This is a genomic window from Microbacterium sp. Root61, from assembly GCF_001427525.1.
Classification (GTDB): Bacteria; Actinomycetota; Actinomycetes; order Actinomycetales; family Microbacteriaceae; genus Microbacterium.
The window spans coordinates 1,931,758-1,947,910 of sequence record NZ_LMGU01000001.1 but is presented as its reverse complement, the minus strand read 5'-3'; the positions used below and the strand labels follow the sequence as shown (position 1 = coordinate 1,947,910).

The following is a 16,153-nucleotide window of genomic DNA, read 5'->3' as shown; positions in this document are numbered from 1 at the left end:
GTGGCGCGCGCCGGCTCAGATCCGAGTCGAGCGGCGCACCACCAGCTCGGGTGGGAAGACGGTCTGGCGCGGGATGAGCTCCAAGTCGTCGCACTCCTCCAGCAGGATGCGCAGCGCTGTGCGGCCGATCATGCCGCTCGGCTGCCGGATGGAGGAGATCGGCACCGCCGCTGCGGCGGCGAACGAGATGTCGTCGAAGCCGATCAGGGCGATGTCGTCGGGCACCAGCATCCGTCCGTCCGAGACGAGGGACTGCAGCAGCCCCAGGGCGATCAGGTCGTTGGCGGCGAACAGGGCGTCGGGCCATTCTCGGCGCGGTCTGGCGAGCATGCGCGCGCCCACGGCGACGCCTTCTTCGACGGTCATCGCCGAGGTCGAGAGCACTTCGAGCTCAACCCCGGGGAAGGCGTTGTCGGCCGCGACGCGGGCGCCCGAGAGGCGGTCGGTGACCTGCCGCATGTCCATCGGACCGCCGACGAAGGCGATGCGTCGACGTCCGATATCGATCAGGTGCTGGACCGCCATCCGGCCGCCCTCGACCGAGTCGACCGAGACGGAGCTGAACCGGCTGGCGCCGCCGAAGCGGTCCACGAGCACGGCGCGGATGCCGCGGGCTCGCAGTCGCTCCAATCGCGGGAGGATGTCGCCGTAGGGCGAGATGAGGACACCGCGCACCTGCTGCTCCTCGAACAGGTCGAGGTACATCCGCTCGCGGCGGGAGTCCTGGTCGGTGTTGCCGTAGAGAACCGCGATGCCGTGTCGTGAGGCTTCGTCCTCGGCTCCGCGCACGACGTCGTTGAAGAAAGGGTTCTGGCCGTTGAGCACGACGAAGCCGACCGTCGTGCTCACCCCGGCCCGGAGCTTGCGCGCGGCGTCGTTGCGCACGTATCCGAGGTCCTCGATGACCTCCAGGACGCGCTGAGCGGAGACGGCGGACACGGTCTCGGGGCGGTTGAGAACGTTCGAGACGGTGCCGACGGAGACTCTCGCAGCTTCGGCGACGTCACGGATGCTCACCACCATGTGTGCTCCTTCGTCGCTCTCGTGTCGGCGCGCCGTGGGTCGTGACTTGACCGACGACGGCGCGATGCCTACAGTATCCATGAATCGCTTCTGAATCGATTCAGTCCCCATTCAACCTCAAGGAGGAGGAACCTGTGCCGACCAGCGACGCACCCGTAGTCCTCGAGCTGTCGAAGGTCGTCAAGTCGTTCGGTGCCGTGATCGCCCTCCGCTCGGGCAGCCTTCGGCTGCAGACCGGATCGATCCACGCGCTGATCGGCGAGAACGGTGCGGGCAAGTCGACTCTCGTCAAGATCGTCGCCGGTCTCTACCGGCGTGACGGCGGCGAGTTCCAGCTCGAAGGCGTAGACGTCGACTTCACCTCGACTGCCCAGTCCAAGGCGGCCGGCGTCGCAGTCATCTACCAGGAGCCGACGCTCTTCCCCGATCTTTCGGTGACCGAGAACATCTTCATGGGTCGCCAGATCGTGGGCCGGTTCGGCCGCATCGACCGCAAGGCGATGCGCCGTGAGGTCGAGCGGCTGTTCACTCGCCTCGGCGTCACGATCGACCCCGACCGCCCGGCCGAGGGCCTTTCCATCGCCGATCAGCAGGTCATCGAGATCGCGAAAGCCGTCTCGCTCGACGCGAAGGTGCTCGTCATGGACGAGCCGACCGCCGCCCTGTCGGGGATCGAAGTCGACCGGCTCTTCACCATCGCGCGGAGCCTGCGCGATGAGGGTCGCGGGCTGATCTTCATCTCGCACCGCTTCGACGAGGTGTTCGCCCTGTGCGACACCGTGACCGTCATGCGCGACGGCTCGTACATCAGCACGACTCCCATCGCCGAGACGACGCCCGCGGAACTCGTGCGGCAGATGGTCGGACGCGACGTCACCGATCTGTTCCCGAAGCAGGAAGCCGTCATCGGCGCGCCACTGCTCGAGGTCGACGGTCTCACGTCCCCCGGAGTGTTCCACGACATCACCTTCACCGTCCGATCCGGCGAGATCGTCGGACTGGCCGGGCTCGTCGGCGCGGGTCGCAGCGAAGTCGCACGCGCCGTGTTCGGCGTCGACGACTACCGCGAGGGCACCGTCACGATGAAGGGCGCGCGCATCCGTCGTGGCAATCCCACCGAGGCGATGCGCGCCGGCATCGCACTCGTGCCAGAGGACCGCCGCAAGCAGGGCCTCGTGCTCGAATCCGGGGTGGGGCGCAACATCACCATGGCTATCCGCCGGCAGCTCTCGCGCTTCGGACTCATCACCACCGGCATCGAGAACCGCGCCGCACGGGAGTGGGCCAGCCGGCTCGAGGTGAAGGCCCACGCGCTCGACACGGCCGCCTCGACTCTGTCCGGCGGCAACCAGCAGAAGGTCGTGCTGGCGAAGTGGCTCGCGACCCAGCCGGAGATCCTCATCATCGATGAGCCCACCCGTGGCATCGATGTCGGAACGAAATCCGAAGTCCACCGGCTGCTGTCCGACCTGGCCGGCCAGGGCATGGGCATCCTCATGATCTCCTCCGAACTTCCCGAAGTGCTCGGGATGGCCGATCGCGTGCTCGTCATGCGCGAGGGGCGCATCACCGCCGAGCTCGACCGTTCAGAGGCCACCAGCGAGAACGTCATGTTCGCCGCCACGCACGCATCGGAGCAGCAGTCGTGACCGTCACCTCCACCACCCGCATCCCGGTGTCCGGGATCACCAAGCACATCGGTGCGCTCGGGAAGGCCCGCGAGTTCGGCATCCTCATCGCCCTGGTGCTCGTGATCTTCGCCGCGACAGCGAAGAACCCGATGTTCCTGTTCAGCAGCGACGGCTGGCGCGACCTGCTGCTCACCCCCTCGATCCTCGCGCTCGTCGCGATCGGTCAGGCGATCGTCATGATCACGCGCAACGTCGACCTGTCGGTGGGCTCGGTGATGGGGCTCTCCGCCTACCTGACCGGACGCCTGTTCATCGACTTCCCCAGCCTGCCCATTCCGGTGGTCGTCGTACTCGCGGTCCTCTTCGGCGCTCTCCTCGGTCTCATCAACGGCGCCCTGGTCGCCTTCGCCCGCGTCCCGGCCATGGTCATCACGCTGGGTACGCTGTATGCCTATCGCGGCATCAACGTGATGTGGGCCGGCTCCACGCGAGTCAACGCGTCCGACATGCCGAAGGACTTCCTGGCGCTGGGCACCGGCCAGATCCTCACGATCCCGATCCTCACGATCGTCGCCCTCGTCGTGCTGGCCGCGGCCGCCTGGTACATGCGCAACACCCGCGGTGGGCGGGAGTACTACGCCATCGGCTCCGACCCTGCCGCCGCCGAGCTCTACGGCCTGAAGACCACCCGTCGCGTCCTGACCGCGTTCATCCTGTCGGGTGCGCTCGCGGGTCTGGCCGGTGTCTTCTACGCCGCACGGTACGGCTCGGTCAGCTCGCAGGCCGGAGCCGGATGGGAGCTGGATGCCGTGGGCGCCGCTGTCATCGGCGGCGTCGCGATCACCGGCGGTGTCGGCTCGGTCTGGGGAGCTGCGCTCGGCGCGATGCTCCTGATGACCATCAACCGTGCCCTTCCGATCCTCGGCATTCCGGACTTCTGGCAGCGCGCCGTCGTCGGCGTGCTCATCATCGGGGCCATCGTGCTGGACCGCTGGCTCGCAGTGCGACAAAGACGGCAGCTCATCGAAGCGAGGGACCAGTCATGACCACGGCCACCACCTCCACGAACCGTGTGGCGCGCGACTTCGAGAAGCCGCTGTGGCGTCGCGTGTTCCTCACGCGAGAGTTCGCGATCGTCGGACTGCTGATCTTCGTCGTCCTGATCTCGGCCGCCACCGTGCGCGGCTTCAGCCAGCCGATCACCCTCAACTACCTGCTCCTGGACATAGCGCCGATCCTGTTGATCGCACTCCCGATGACGCTCATCATGATCACCGGCGAGATCGACCTCTCCGTCGGCAGCATGGTGGGTCTCGCGAGCGTCGTGACCGGCGCCGGGGTCCACCTCGGTCTGCCGTTCGAGGTCGCCGCGCTGCTGGCGCTGCTCGTCGGAGTCATCGGCGGAGCGTTCAACGGCTTCCTGGTCACCGTTGTCGGCCTGCCGTCGCTCGCCGTCACGATCGGCACGCTCGCGTTGTTCCGCGGGCTCGCGGTCGGACTGCTCGGCACCACCGCAGTGACCTCGTTCCCCGAAGCATGGACGTCGCTGGCCAAGGCCAAGATCGCCGGCACGACGATCCCCTACATCGTGGTGCCGTTCCTGATCCTGCTGGCGATCTTCGTCATCGTCTTGCACTTCACCCCGTTCGGTCGCGGCATTTACGCCATCGGATTGTCGAAGGATGCCGCGCGCTTCTCGGGCGTGCGGGTCGAACGGACGAAGTTCATCCTCTTCGTCCTTGCCGGACTCGTGTCGGCATTCGCAGGCATCTACTACACGCTGCGATTCGGCAGCGCGCGAGGCGACAACGCCACGGGCCTGGAGCTGCAGGTCATCGCCGCCGTCGTCCTGGGCGGGGTATCCGTCTTCGGCGGACGCGGTCAGCTGTACGGCGTCGTCGCGGCGGCTCTGCTGATCGGCGTGCTCTCCAGCGCGCTGCGTCTCGCGAACGTCACCTCAGACGTCATCAACGTCATCACCGGAGTGCTGCTCGTGCTCTCGGTCGTGAGCGCCAGCGTCCTCGCCTGGTTCCAGAAAGCACGACGGCGACCCAGTCGCCCCCCACGCGTCGCAGCATCCACAGCTTCTTGACAAGGCTGCGTCTCCGGCCGACGGCATCCGTCGCGCGGCCACCGTATGAAAGGACCTGAACAATGAAGTTTGCACGCAAGCGTGTAGTCGCTGCGGCCGCCGTCGCGGTCGCCGCTGCACTCACCCTCTCCGGGTGCGCCGACACGGGCGCCTCCGACGGTGGCTCGACCGGTGACTCCGGCGACAGCTCGAACATGGCGATCACCTTCCTGCCCAAGAGCCTCGGCAACCCGTACTTCGACACCTCGAGCAAGGGCGGCAAGGCTGCTGTCGAGGAGCTCGGCGGCACGTTCTCCGAGGTCGGCCCGGCGGAGTCCGGCCCCGACGCCCAGGTGAGCTACATCAACACCGCCACCCAGCAGGGCGTGGGCGGTCTCGTCGTCTCGGCGAACGATCCGCAGGCGATCTGCGACGCACTCAACGAGGCTCGCGACGCGGGCATCAAAGTCGTGACCTTCGACTCGGACACCAACCCCGAGTGCCGCGACCTGTTCGTCAACCAGGCGACCGCCGACGGCATCGCCAAGGTGCAGGTCGACCTGATCGCCGAGCAGATAGGAGACGCCGGCGAGATCGCCATCGTCTCCTCGACGGCCAACGCGACGAACCAGAACGCGTGGATCGAGAAGATGAAGGAACTGCTGGCGGCAGATCACCCGAACATCAGCCTCGTCGAGGTCGTTTACGGCGACGACGACGAGCAGATCTCGTTCGACAAGACGGCGGCGCTGCTGCAGTCGCACCCGAACCTCAAGGGCATCGTCTCGCCCACCACGATCGGCATCTCGGCCGCCGCTCGTTACCTGTCCACCTCGGACTACAAGGGCAAGGTCGCGCTGACCGGACTCGGCACGCCGAACCAGATGCGCGAGTACGTCGAGGACGGCACCGTCACCGCGTTCGCACTGTGGAACCCGGAAGACCTTGGTTACCTCTCCGCATTCGCGACCGCAGCACTCATCAACGGTGAGATCACGGGCAAGGAAGGCGACACCTTCGAAGCCGGCAAGCTCGGTTCCTACACCGTCGGTGCGGACTCGACCGTTCTGCTGGGCGACCCGTACGTGTTCGACAAGGACAACATCGACGACTTCGACTTCTAAGTCGTCGCAGCTGTGACCTCGTGCCCGGTCGGCTTCATGCCGACCGGGCACGACGTGTTTCCGAACGGATGCCTCGGCATCAGGTGCGCTTGCGGCCGGCGATCTCGTCAGAGACCTGCTGTACCCGGGCGGGGTCCGCGTCCCGGGCGAGGGCGACGTAGTGGTCCATGACGGCCGGCCGGTAGCGCACGGGCAACGTCTGTCCTGGGGCGAGTCGAGTGAGCTCGGTGATCGTGAGGTCTTCGTCTGCGATACCACGGAACGAGAGGCCGTCGGCGGTCTCCACGTCGAGCATCAGGACCACGCGGGGATTGCTGTTGACCTCCCGCCAGTCGACGAGAACGCCGAGCGCTAGCGCGCCCGTGCGCAGCTCCGCATTGCGCTTCCGGGCATCACTGCTCAGGAGCGGGTTCGGGGCGACGCCAGGGAAGTCGGGCCCGACGCCGAGCGATTCCCCACTCAGGTCGGGCCTGAGCTGCGCCATCAGATCGTTGAGCCTCTTCTTCGAACCGAACATCCTGACCCCTCCGTCACGCCAGTGCCGGAATCTCGGCCCGGCGCTTCGCCCTCACCGCGAGTGTACGTCGCGGGCATACCTTGTCCGCCCGGGCGTCCCGTCGGTTTCGGGAGCATCCCCTCGATCAACGACCACTGGACATCCGAGAACAACCGAGGCCGCGAGACGGGACCAGAGTTCCAGCCAGAACGGCGGCCTGTGGTGGATCCGCGCGATGAACGCTCAACCTTTGTCAGACTCGCCCTAGGCGTCCGTTGCCAGCGCGGCGACCCACCCGGCCAAGTACGCGAGAAGCGGGGCCGCCAGGTCGAGGTCCAGCTGGCGCGGATCGGGCCCGAACACGCCGTGCAGAGGGTGGTCGGCCTGGTGGCGCTGCGGGCCGAACGGGTCCTCGTCCGCGGGCGCGGGGAAGGCTGCGGCATCCGGCAGCAGAGCGGGGTTGACCAGGTCGGCGTCGATGGCGTGGAGGAGGAGCGACTCGAACTGGCCGGCGTGGTCAGGGGCCACGGGCGGCTGCGGGGCCTGCCCGAGCGTCCGCGCCACGACCTGCATCCGGTGTGCGCCGTCGGCGGACCAGTGCTCGGCGACGGCCGTCACGAGACCCCGCTGCTCATCGGCGAAGTGCCCGCTCAGGATCACGGCGCGCTCGACGCCGAAGTCCTGGAGCCGTACCAGCGTCTCGGTCATGAGCGTGGCGATCGCCTCCGGCGTGCTGCTCATGATCGTCCAGGGGTACGCCGCGTGCTCGCCGCCGATCGCCTGGTAGAACGGCGGGAGCACCACGCCACCGGTGATCTCCGCGGCTGCGACGCAGACGCCGTGAGCCGTGAGCGCATCCAGGCCGATCGGCAGGTGCGGTCCGTGGAACTCGAGCGATCCGAGCGGAAGATACGCGATCGAGCCGATGCGAAGCCGCTCGGCGATCCCCTCCGGGCTGAGCCTTTCGACGAGGGCAGACGATGAGGCGTTCATACGTAGTAGTTCCGATCCCATTCGAATTGGCGCAGACACTCATGCAGTCCCGGCACGAGTCCGTGGCCGTCGGCGAACGACGCGTTGCGGGCGATCCGCTTCGAGGAGGTCATCCCGACGATCGCCGTCGAGACCTCCGGGCGGTCCAGCACGAAGCGCACGGCGGCCTCGTCGAGCCCGTCGTAGTGCTCCGCGGTGACCGCCTTGATCGCTTCGACGCGCTCCAACGTCTGGGTGAAGCGCTCGTCGCGGAACATCGTCTTGGCCTGCGATCCGTCGGCCCAGCCGTCGTAGGTCGAGGCGTTCCACGCACCGCTCAATGAGCCCGAGTCGAGCACGACGCGTGCGATGATCGCCGTCTGGGAGGCGGCGGCCGCCGCCAGGAGGGCGTCCTCGGGGCGCTGCTCGAAGATGTTGTAGATGACCTGGATCGAGTCCACGAGCCCGGCCGCGGCCAGCTCGACGCCGTCCAGCGCGCGGTAGTCGCGGATCGAGACGCCGATCCGATCGACCTTGCCCTCGGCCTGCAACTCGTGCAGGGTATCCAGCCAGCCGCGGTCGCTCATGCCGCTCGGCATCCAGCAGTGCAGCTGGAGGAGATCGAGCCGCTCGACGTCGAGCCGGCGCAGCGACTGCTCCACCTGATCCCGGAGATAGGCGGACGGGTACGCAGCGCGGATGTCCGGGTCGGTTTCGGACGGGTGCGGCCACGCCACGGGCTGCGTCTTGGTGGCGACGTAGATGCGATCGCCGGTCCACTCGCGCAGCGAGCGGCCGACGACCTGCTCGCTGTGGCCGGTGCCGTACATCTGGGCGGTGTCGACGAAGTTGATGCCGTGCTCGTAGGCCTTCAGCAGCGTGGCGATCGATTCGTCGTCATCGACGGGGCCCCACTGGCCGCCGAGCTGCCAGGCTCCGAACGACACTTCACTGATGTCCCAGCCGGTGCGGCCGAAGGGTCGAAGATTCACGGCCATGCAGATGTGCTCCCTCAGCGGGCGCACCCATGGCACCCTCATCTCGAATCTACGGATGCCGCGTCCCGGGTCGGCAGTACCTCAAGGTGCGAAACATGGACTGGACGGTCTCCAGCGGTGCGATCGAGGCCGTCTACCGGTTCACGGGCGCAACGTGCCCTGCGCGAAACGGCTCGGCGCGATCCCGTAGGCCCGGCGGAACGCGCGGGAGAAGTACAGCGGGTCGGGGTAGCCGACCAGGTGCGCGACCTCGCCCACCCGCAGGCCCGTGGTGCGCAGCAGCGTCCCGGCCTCCCGGAGCCGCACGTGGCGGATCCACTCCTGCATCGTCTCGCCGGTGTGCGCCCGGAAGAGCCGCTGGGCGGTCGTCTGGCTGCACCGCGCGGCCTCTGCGACGCGCGCCACGGTCAGTGGCTCGGCGATATGGTGCCGGATGAACGTCATCATCAGCTCCAGCGAGCCGGGCAGGGCGGCGGACTCGGCCGCCGACCGCGACCACGCGGCGTTCTCCAGGAGCACCAGGCGGCCGAGCGCACGGAAGTAGTCCTCGTCGAAGGCGGACTCGCCGAGGCGGTCGATCGCGAGCGTGCCGTACTCGGTGATGCGCCGGGCGGCGCCGGTGTGGATCGAGGACAGGCCGGGTCGGAACGCGCCGGGATCGCCCGTCCGCGCCGCGTCTTCCAGCAGCGGGTCGCCGGGCAGATGCGCGACACGGGGCACGACCGCCGCGGCGAAGGAGTGTTGCGGAACCACGTGCAGCGTGCCGATGTGGAATGGCCCTCGTCGGTGCGCGCGGTACTCGACGTGATGGTGCCAGGGCAGGCGGAGCACATGCTGCGCATCGACCTGGAACCGCTGATCGCCCACCTTGATCTCGCCGCCGCCGCTGACGATCCAGACGAACGAGACGCTCATCACGTGCGGGTTGACGATGCGCTCGCCGGACGCGAAGCGGTACCAGTTGGCGCCGACGACGACGGGACCGCCCGCTCCGTCATCCACGGTGTCGGTCATCCCCTGCCTTTCGATCGCTTCTCCGCGATCGTAGTTCGCATCGGTCGGGCGGGACGTGTGCGCCGCCCGACCGATGCGCCGGCCACTCAGGCGTGCGCCGGCTCGGCCTCTAGGCGGGCGATGACGGATCCCGCTTCGTACACGGCGACGGGGTGCGCGAACGGCATGGGCGCCAGCTGCTCGGCGGATACCAGGTCGAGCTCGGGGAAGGCGAGGATCAGGGCCGTGATCGCCTCGCGGATCTCGATGCGCGCCAGCTGCTGGCCGATGCATCCGTGGATCCCCTGTCCGAACCCGAGGTGACCGAACGCATCGCGTGACACGTCGAACTCCTCGGCGCGTTCTCCCCACTGCGCGGGGTCGCGGTTCGCCGCGACGGGCGAGACCGAGACCGACGTGCCCGCGGGGATCGTCGTGCCTTCGATGACGACATCCTCGAGGGCCGTGCGGGCGAAGAGCGTGACGAACATCGCGCCCGTGCGCATGAACTCCTCCACCGCTGCCTGGATCCGCTCGGGGTCGCCGCGCAGCAGTTCGAGCTGTTCCGGATGCGTCAACAGAGCGACGGACGCGGTGGCGATCAGGTAGGCGACGGAGTCCCGCCCTGCGCCCATCAGCAGGCGCAGCAGCGCCTCGACCTCGATGCGCGAGAGGTCCGGGTTGTTCAGCAGGTCGGTGATCACGTCTTCGCCGGGATCGTTCGCCCGCTCGGCGAGCAGCCGGCGGATGAAGTCGTACTTCTGCTGCGCGGTGGACTCCTCAACGAACAGCTCGACGAACCGGCCGTACTGCGCCTCCGGCACGCCGATGACGTGGCAGTGCGTGCGGGCGGCGATCGGCCGCGCGTAGTCGAGCCACAGGTCGACCACGGGACCGGACGCGCGCAGCGCTTCGATCTGCTCGGCGACCATGCCGTGGATCCAGTCCTGGCGGGTGCGCGCCTGACGCAGCGAGAACCGTGCGGTCACCACTCGGCGCAGTTTCGCGTGCTGCTCGCCGTCGAGGTTGAGGAGGTTCAGCTCCTCGGACTGCTGTCCCGCGTCGTCAAGCGCGCCCGGTGCCTCCAATGGCACTGCCGAGCTGTCGCCTGAGGCACTGCCGTGTCCGTCACCGGGGCCCATCGGCATCCGTCCGGGACGCATGCTGAAACGGGGGTCCTGCAGGACGCTGAGGACGGCTTCGTAGCGCGTCGCGACCAGGCCTTCGTGGCCGTCTTGGAAATCGAGCGGCACGAACGCGTCCGCCTCGCGCCACTGCGCGAGCTGCGGGGACGGTGTCAACGGGGTGCCGTCACCGGGGAGCGAGCGGGAAAGGTAGGGGCACTGCGCGGTCGTCGACATCGACGGGTCTCCTTCGGTCAGAGGGTTCAGGCGGCCAGCGACGGCGCGGGGGCGGGGATGAGTGCGCGTGCCTGGCGGAACGCGCGAGGGGAGGCATTCCAGCCGACGACGCCGCGGACGGCCCCGTCGCTGCTGCTGGTGTAGACGGAGCCATCGGCGGTCGCGTCGTCCGGCACGAGCGACCCGCGCGAATCGAACCACCCGTAGGCGTTGATGCGGGTCTTGTGGATCTCGGACCAGAAGAGAGGAGTCGGCTGCGGGAGCGACTCGCCGCCGACGATGCGACAGGCGACGGCGATCGCCTGCTCGATCGCGTTGCTCTGATGCTCGACGCGGATGCTGCGACGGGTGTGCGGGTCCTGCCAGGCGGCGACGTCACCGACGGCGGAGATTCCGGGTGCTGCCCGACCAACGGAATCGCACACGATGCCGTCCGCGATGGTCAGCGACGAACCGGCGAGCCATCGAGTGCGCGGAGCGCCGCCGATCATGGACACGACGAGATCGAACCGCCGGGAGGTCCCGTCGGTGAACGCGATCTCGGTGCCGTCCGGCAGTGCGACTGCCCGCTCGATGGCGGCGTTCAGCGCGAGCTCGACGTCGTGCTCGCGGTGGAGCTGCGCCAGCTGCTCGGACAGCAGCGTGCCGACGCCGCCGAAGCTGAGCGTGCCGCTTCGGCCCACCAGCAGCGTCTGCGCGCCGAAGTGGCGGGCGGCACTGGCGATCTCGGACCCGAGGATCCCCGAGCCGATGATGGCCACACGGTCCGCGTTTCGGAAGGCGTCGCGGAGGCGGAGCGCCTCATCGATCGTGCGCAGGCCGTGCGCGTCCGGCAGGTCGGGATGCCGGTGAGGCTCGGTGCCGGTCGCGATGATCAGCTCATCGAACGCGATCGGCCCGGAGGCCGTGTGAAGAACGCGGTCATCGACGTCCAGCCCGGTGGCGGGGCACGATGTGCGCACCTCGACGTCGAGGCTGCCGAGCTCCGCGGCCGTTCGGATGGCGGCGTCGTCCGACTCCCACTCGCCGAGCAGGACCTGCTTGGACAGCGGCGGTCGGTTGTAGGGGAGGTGTGGTTCATCGCCCAAGAGCATGATGTGCCCGTCGAAACCCTCCTCGCGGAGTGTCTCTGCCGCCGTCAGGCCGCCGATCGAGGCTCCGACGATGACGGCTCCGACCCGCGCGGTGGTCATTGCTCGCTGACGGTGATCGCGCGTGCCGGGCACAGTCGCGCCGCGCGGGTGGCTGCGGTGCGGTCGGCGCCTTGCGGGTCGGACTCCAGCAGGATGACGATGCCGTCGTCGTCCTGATCGAAGACATCCGGGGCGACGAGGGCGCACTGCCCCGCTCCGACGCAGGCATCAGCCTTGACCGTGACGCTCATCCGTGCTCCTCTGACTGTTCGACTCGTGGCGTACGGTCAATTCAAGTCGGGCGACAGCGGTCCGCATATGGTTGGTGCGCTCAGAACATGGACTGGACAACCACGCCAGGGTCGCGGGACGGTGCAATCGGTGCAGGGATGACTGCACGTCGAGCGCCCGGTCGGGGCAGCCGTGCAAGGGGTGAAGCCCCCGGCGCGACATCGGCGGCGCGCCGGGTGCGGCGGGGGACCGGGTTCAGCTCGTGCGGGGCACGGCCGGCGACAGGGGCTCGCGGTCGTCGAGCGAGAGCTCCCGCGGCAGGCGGATCGGGGTGGTCCCGGCGACCTCGTCGCTGAACTCCTCCGGTGCCGCGACGACCGTCAGCGGGCGGGTCTCATCGATCGTCAACCGGAAGCGCTTGGTCTCGTGGCGACGCAGACGGCCGGTCGCGAGCATCCAGATCCCGCCGATCGCGAACGCGGCGAACGCGGCCACGGCACCCGTGAGGATCGCCGCGCGCGGACCGAACTCCGCCGCGATCCAGCCGACGATCGGGGCGCCGACCGGGGTGCCGCCCATGAGGATCGCCATGTAGAGCGCCAGTACTCGGCCCCGCAGGGCCGGATCGGTGGTGGTCTGGACGTACCCGTTCGCGGTCGTCATGGTCGTCACGACTGCGAAGCCGGTGAACATGAGCGTGATGGCATATGTCCAATAGGACGGCATGAAGATCGACACGGTTGCCGCGATGCCGAACATCGCCATCCCCGCGACGACGACCCGGATGCGGGCGCGATCCCGGCTGGCGGCCATCAAGGCGCCGACGAGCGAGCCGATCGCGAGGATCGAGCTGAGCAGTCCGAAACCGTCGGCCTGCTGGCCGAACTCCAGTGCCATCGTCGACGCGATGATCGGGAAGTTCATGCCGAACGCGCCGAGGAGGAAGACCATGGCGAAGGTGACGATGAGGTCTGGTCGCCGCGCGACGTAGCGGAACCCATCGGCCATGCGCGCCGCACCGGAGCCCTTCGGGCGCGGGTTGAGCTCATTGGTGCGGATCACCATGAGGGCGACGATCATCGCGAGGAAGGTGATGGAGTTCGCCAGGAACACCCATCCGGTGCCGACGGCGACGATGACGATGCCGGCGACGGCCGGCCCGATCATGCGCGCGCCGTTGAAGGACGCGGCATTGAGGGCGACCGCGTTCGAGGCATTCTCGCGCGACACCAGGTCGGATACGAAGGCCTGGCGGGCCGGGTTGTCGAACGCCGTCACGACGCCGAGCGCGAGGGCGAAGCCGTACATGATCGGCAGTGTCATGTGGCCCGTGAGGATCATCAGGCCCAGCGCGATCGCGAGCAGCATCAGCACGGCCTGCGTCACCATCAGAAGCTTGCGCCGGTCGAACTTGTCGGCGACCCATCCCGTCACGCTGACCAGGAGCAGTGGGGGAGCGAACTGCAGCGCCATCGTGATTCCCATGGCAGCGGCGTCGTTGTCGGTGAGCTGGGTGAGGACGACCCAGTTCTGGGCGGTCGACTGCATCCAGGCGCCGATGTTCGAGACGATCGCGCCGATGAACCAGACGCGGTAGTTGAACATCGAGAACGAACGGAACATGGCGCTCATCGGTCGGCCACCTTCCGCATCACGCTGGCGGCATCGCTGAGGATGTCGCGCTCCTGCGGGGTGAGGTCGGCCAGTGCCGATTCGAGCCAGGCATCACGGCGACGGACCGTCTCCTCGACGACCGCGCGACCCGACTCGGTCAGGTCGATGTTCACCTTGCGGCGGTCGGACTCATCGGGGGTGCGGGTGAGGTAGCCCGACTCCTCGAGGCAGTTGACCGTGCGGTTCATCGACGGCGCGGTGACGCGCTCGCGCTCGGCGAGCTCGCCGAGCGTCAGGGGGCCTGTCATGTTCAGGTTCGCCAGCACGGCGAACTGACCGTCGCTCATCGAGTCGACCGCGCGCTGGGCACGCAGGCGTCGGGCCAATCGGAAGGTCGCCCAGCGCAGGTCGGAGGCGGCGGCACCGAGTTCGATGTCGGTGGTGGACTCTGCGGAAGCTGGGGAAGGACTCATTGATTAGTTAGCCTAGCTCATTAGCCTTGCTAAGTAAAATTGACCGGGGTGCTGTGGCGCGCTCCACTGTGTCGTCGGCCGCCACGCAGATAGGCTCCTGGCCATGCCCGAGTTCATCGATGCCGACGGCGTCGCGATCGTCTATGACGTCCATCCCGCCGCCACGACCCCGCGGGCCGTGGTGCAGCTGCTGCACGGCGTCGGAGAGCACGCCGGGCGCTACGGCGCCTTGATCGATGCGCTCACCGCGGACGGCTACACGGTCTACGCCGACGATCACCGCGGCCACGGTCGCACCGGGATGAAGCAGCACGGGGATGCCGCGAAGCTCGGCCATCTCGGCAAGGGCGGTCACCGGGCCGCCGTCGCCGCCGTGTGGCAGTTCACCCGCATCATCCGCGAGGAGAATCCCGCGCTTCCGCTCGTGCTGCTCGGGCACTCGTGGGGCTCGTTCCTGGCGCAGATCCTCGTGAACGACCACCCCGAGGCGTACGACGCGGTCGTGCTGAGCGGTTCCGCACAGCGGTGGCCGGGCGCGATGAACGCCGGTCCCCTGAATGCGCCGTGGAAGGGCCCGGACGCCACGGGCCTGGAATGGCTGTCGTCCGATCCGTCGGTCGGCGAGGACTTCGCGGCCGATCCGCTGACCACCGAGGAGCCGCTGCTCAAGCTGTTCGGCCCGATCGACGGGCTGCGACTGTTCGGTCGTCCGCGCAAGAACCTCGGCTACGACATCCCCGCCCTGCTGATGGTGGGCCGCGATGACACGGTCGGCGGTCCGCGCAGCGTGCACAAGCTCGCCGACGACTACCGCACGCGCTCGAGGTTCACCGATGTCACCACGCTCGTCTACCCCGGCGCGCGCCACGAGATCTTCAACGAGGTGAAGCAGAAGGACGTCCGCGACGACCTTCTCGCCTGGCTCGACGCCCGGTTCCCCGAGCGCGACTGACGCCGCGCCCCAGCCCGTACGCTTGACCCCATGCACGGCGAATTCAAGGTGCCCGGCGGCAAGCTCGTGGTGGTCGATCTCGACGTCCGCGACGGTCGCATCGTCGACTTCCACCTCGCGGGGGACTTCTTCCTCGAGCCCGACGATGCGTTGGCCGACATCGACGCTGCGGTGAACGGGTTGCCGGTCGAATCCGACGTCACCACGATCGCCGCCGCGGTGCGCGCGGCCCTCCCCGAGGGGGCCCAACTGCTGGGCTTCACTCCGGAGTCGGTCGGCACCGCCGTGCGCCGCGCGCTGGTGACCGCCCCCGGCTGGCGCGACTTCTCCTGGGAGATCGTGCACGAGTCGCCGGTCAGTCCTCGGATGAACCTGGCGCTGGACGAGGTGCTCACCGCCCGCGTCGGAGACGGCCGCCGCAACCCGACGCTGCGGCTGTGGGAGTGGAACGAATCCGCCGTCGTGATCGGCTCGTTTCAGTCGTACCGCAACGAGGTCGACCCCGAGGGCGCCGCGCGCCACGGCTACGACGTGGTGCGCCGCATCTCCGGCGGCGGCGCCATGATGATGGGCGCGAACTCGATCGTGACCTACTCGCTGTACGTCCCGGCATCCCTCGTCTCGGGCATGACGTTCGCGGATTCGTACGCCTTCCTGGACGACTGGGTGCTGCAGGCGCTGCGCTCGCTCGGCATCGACGCGGTCTACCAGCCGCTGAACGACATCGCCTCGCCGCAGGGCAAGATCGGCGGGGCCGCGCAGAAGCGCATGGCCAACGGGGGAGTGCTGCACCACGCGACCCTCAGCTACGACATGGACGGTCAGGTCATGACCGAGGTGCTGCGCATCGGTCGCGAGAAGCTCAGCGACAAGGGCACGGTCTCGGCTGCCAAGCGCGTCGATCCGCTGCGCCGCCAGACCGGGCTGCCGCGCGAGGCGATCATCGAGCGCTTCATCGACACGTTCGCGAACCTGTACGGCGCCGTGCCCGGCGAGATCACGGCCGACGAGTACGCCGAGGCCGAAGCCCTGGTCGAGTCGAAATTCGCCACCGACACCTGGCTGCACCGCGTCCCGTGAC

The 16,153-nt window shown here is 68.4% G+C and carries 16 protein-coding genes; 6 read left to right on the top strand and 10 right to left on the bottom strand.

Translation table 11 applies throughout. From position 1 onward, the window contains the following. Nucleotides 1–15: 15 nt before the first annotated feature. Entirely contained in the window at nt 16–1,023 is a 1,008-nt protein-coding gene (locus ASD65_RS09460) for a LacI family DNA-binding transcriptional regulator (protein WP_056221617.1), read from the bottom strand. A 134-nt stretch (nt 1,024–1,157) separates the two neighbouring features. Between ASD65_RS09460 and ASD65_RS09455 the strand changes: the two genes are divergently transcribed. The 4 genes from ASD65_RS09455 (at nt 1,158) to rhaS (ending at nt 5,849) form a co-directional block, all read left to right on the top strand. Continuing rightward, nucleotides 1,158–2,672: a sugar ABC transporter ATP-binding protein gene (locus ASD65_RS09455; protein ID WP_056221614.1), complete on the top strand. Its 1,515-nt coding sequence runs from the start codon at nt 1,158–1,160 to the stop codon at nt 2,670–2,672. Then, complete coding sequence (locus ASD65_RS09450) at nt 2,669–3,700, top strand: ABC transporter permease (RefSeq protein ID WP_082561666.1); 1,032 nt, start codon at nt 2,669–2,671, stop codon at nt 3,698–3,700. Before ASD65_RS09455 ends, ASD65_RS09450 begins: the two co-directional genes overlap by 4 nt. After that, complete coding sequence (locus tag ASD65_RS09445; protein ID WP_056221612.1) at nt 3,697–4,746, top strand: ABC transporter permease; 1,050 nt, start codon at nt 3,697–3,699, stop codon at nt 4,744–4,746. The genes ASD65_RS09450 and ASD65_RS09445 overlap by 4 nt, the downstream gene beginning before the upstream one ends. A 62-nt stretch (nt 4,747–4,808) precedes the next feature. Continuing rightward, nucleotides 4,809–5,849 (top strand): rhamnose ABC transporter substrate-binding protein, encoded by a 1,041-nt coding sequence (gene rhaS / locus ASD65_RS09440; RefSeq protein ID WP_056221608.1) that lies wholly within the window; start codon nt 4,809–4,811, stop codon nt 5,847–5,849. A 79-nt stretch (nt 5,850–5,928) separates the two neighbouring features. On the opposite strand, the gene ASD65_RS09435 is transcribed toward rhaS, so the two are convergent. The 9 genes from ASD65_RS09435 to ASD65_RS09395 form a co-directional block, all read right to left on the bottom strand. After that, nucleotides 5,929–6,366 (bottom strand): hypothetical protein, encoded by a 438-nt coding sequence (locus tag ASD65_RS09435; RefSeq protein WP_056221605.1) that lies wholly within the window; start codon nt 6,364–6,366, stop codon nt 5,929–5,931. Nucleotides 6,367–6,609: 243 nt separating this feature from the next. After that, a complete protein-coding gene (locus ASD65_RS09430; protein ID WP_056221602.1) occupies nt 6,610–7,338 on the bottom strand; it encodes a creatininase family protein in 729 nt (242 codons plus the stop codon). Continuing rightward, nucleotides 7,335–8,315, bottom strand: coding sequence for an aldo/keto reductase (locus ASD65_RS09425; protein WP_056221599.1), 981 nt, complete (start codon nt 8,313–8,315; stop codon nt 7,335–7,337). Before ASD65_RS09425 ends, ASD65_RS09430 begins: the two co-directional genes overlap by 4 nt. A gap of 141 nt (nt 8,316–8,456) precedes the next feature. Beyond that, the gene (locus ASD65_RS09420) at nt 8,457–9,329 is read right to left on the bottom strand and encodes a helix-turn-helix transcriptional regulator (protein ID WP_056221598.1); all 873 of its coding nucleotides are present in this window, start codon (nt 9,327–9,329) and stop codon (nt 8,457–8,459) included. Between the two features lie 86 nt (nt 9,330–9,415). After that, nucleotides 9,416–10,669, bottom strand: coding sequence for a cytochrome P450 (locus ASD65_RS09415; protein ID WP_056221595.1), 1,254 nt, complete (start codon nt 10,667–10,669; stop codon nt 9,416–9,418). A gap of 26 nt (nt 10,670–10,695) precedes the next feature. Next, on the bottom strand, nt 10,696–11,862 hold the full coding sequence (locus ASD65_RS09410; RefSeq protein WP_056221592.1) for an NAD(P)/FAD-dependent oxidoreductase: 1,167 nt from the start codon (nt 11,860–11,862) through the stop codon (nt 10,696–10,698). Beyond that, nucleotides 11,859–12,053: a ferredoxin gene (locus tag ASD65_RS09405; RefSeq protein ID WP_056221589.1), complete on the bottom strand. Its 195-nt coding sequence runs from the start codon at nt 12,051–12,053 to the stop codon at nt 11,859–11,861. The genes ASD65_RS09410 and ASD65_RS09405 overlap by 4 nt, the downstream gene beginning before the upstream one ends. A gap of 235 nt (nt 12,054–12,288) precedes the next feature. Further along, the gene (locus ASD65_RS09400) at nt 12,289–13,656 is read right to left on the bottom strand and encodes an MFS transporter (RefSeq protein WP_200948709.1); all 1,368 of its coding nucleotides are present in this window, start codon (nt 13,654–13,656) and stop codon (nt 12,289–12,291) included. 5 nt (nt 13,657–13,661) lie between these two features. Continuing rightward, nucleotides 13,662–14,120: a MarR family winged helix-turn-helix transcriptional regulator gene (locus tag ASD65_RS09395; RefSeq protein WP_056221583.1), complete on the bottom strand. Its 459-nt coding sequence runs from the start codon at nt 14,118–14,120 to the stop codon at nt 13,662–13,664. 103 nt (nt 14,121–14,223) lie between these two features. Here ASD65_RS09395 and ASD65_RS09390 point away from each other — a divergent pair, with 103 nt between their 5' ends. Beyond that, nucleotides 14,224–15,072: an alpha/beta fold hydrolase gene (locus ASD65_RS09390; protein WP_056221580.1), complete on the top strand. Its 849-nt coding sequence runs from the start codon at nt 14,224–14,226 to the stop codon at nt 15,070–15,072. A gap of 30 nt (nt 15,073–15,102) precedes the next feature. Then, nucleotides 15,103–16,152: a lipoate--protein ligase family protein gene (locus ASD65_RS09385; protein WP_056221578.1), complete on the top strand. Its 1,050-nt coding sequence runs from the start codon at nt 15,103–15,105 to the stop codon at nt 16,150–16,152. Nucleotide 16,153: the final 1 nt, after the last annotated feature.

Excerpts from the sequence above, each read along its gene's own strand:
- ASD65_RS09415 (WP_056221595.1), bottom strand. The coding sequence starts at position 10,669 with ATGTCGACGACCGCGCAGTGCCCCTACCTTTCCCGCTCGCTCCCCGGT.
- ASD65_RS09435 (WP_056221605.1), bottom strand. The coding sequence starts at position 6,366 with ATGTTCGGTTCGAAGAAGAGGCTCAACGATCTGATGGCGCAGCTCAGG.
- ASD65_RS09430 (WP_056221602.1), bottom strand. The coding sequence starts at position 7,338 with ATGAACGCCTCATCGTCTGCCCTCGTCGAAAGGCTCAGCCCGGAGGGG.
- ASD65_RS09395 (WP_056221583.1), bottom strand. The coding sequence starts at position 14,120 with ATGAGTCCTTCCCCAGCTTCCGCAGAGTCCACCACCGACATCGAACTC.
- ASD65_RS09425 (WP_056221599.1), bottom strand. The coding sequence starts at position 8,315 with ATGGCCGTGAATCTTCGACCCTTCGGCCGCACCGGCTGGGACATCAGT.
- ASD65_RS09445 (WP_056221612.1), top strand. The coding sequence starts at position 3,697 with ATGACCACGGCCACCACCTCCACGAACCGTGTGGCGCGCGACTTCGAG.
- ASD65_RS09460 (WP_056221617.1), bottom strand. The coding sequence starts at position 1,023 with ATGGTGGTGAGCATCCGTGACGTCGCCGAAGCTGCGAGAGTCTCCGTC.
- ASD65_RS09420 (WP_056221598.1), bottom strand. The coding sequence starts at position 9,329 with ATGACCGACACCGTGGATGACGGAGCGGGCGGTCCCGTCGTCGTCGGC.
- ASD65_RS09385 (WP_056221578.1), top strand. The coding sequence starts at position 15,103 with ATGCACGGCGAATTCAAGGTGCCCGGCGGCAAGCTCGTGGTGGTCGAT.
- ASD65_RS09410 (WP_056221592.1), bottom strand. The coding sequence starts at position 11,862 with ATGACCACCGCGCGGGTCGGAGCCGTCATCGTCGGAGCCTCGATCGGC.
- ASD65_RS09400 (WP_200948709.1), bottom strand. The coding sequence starts at position 13,656 with ATGTTCCGTTCGTTCTCGATGTTCAACTACCGCGTCTGGTTCATCGGC.
- ASD65_RS09405 (WP_056221589.1), bottom strand. The coding sequence starts at position 12,053 with ATGAGCGTCACGGTCAAGGCTGATGCCTGCGTCGGAGCGGGGCAGTGC.
- rhaS (WP_056221608.1), top strand. The coding sequence starts at position 4,809 with ATGAAGTTTGCACGCAAGCGTGTAGTCGCTGCGGCCGCCGTCGCGGTC.
- ASD65_RS09390 (WP_056221580.1), top strand. The coding sequence starts at position 14,224 with ATGCCCGAGTTCATCGATGCCGACGGCGTCGCGATCGTCTATGACGTC.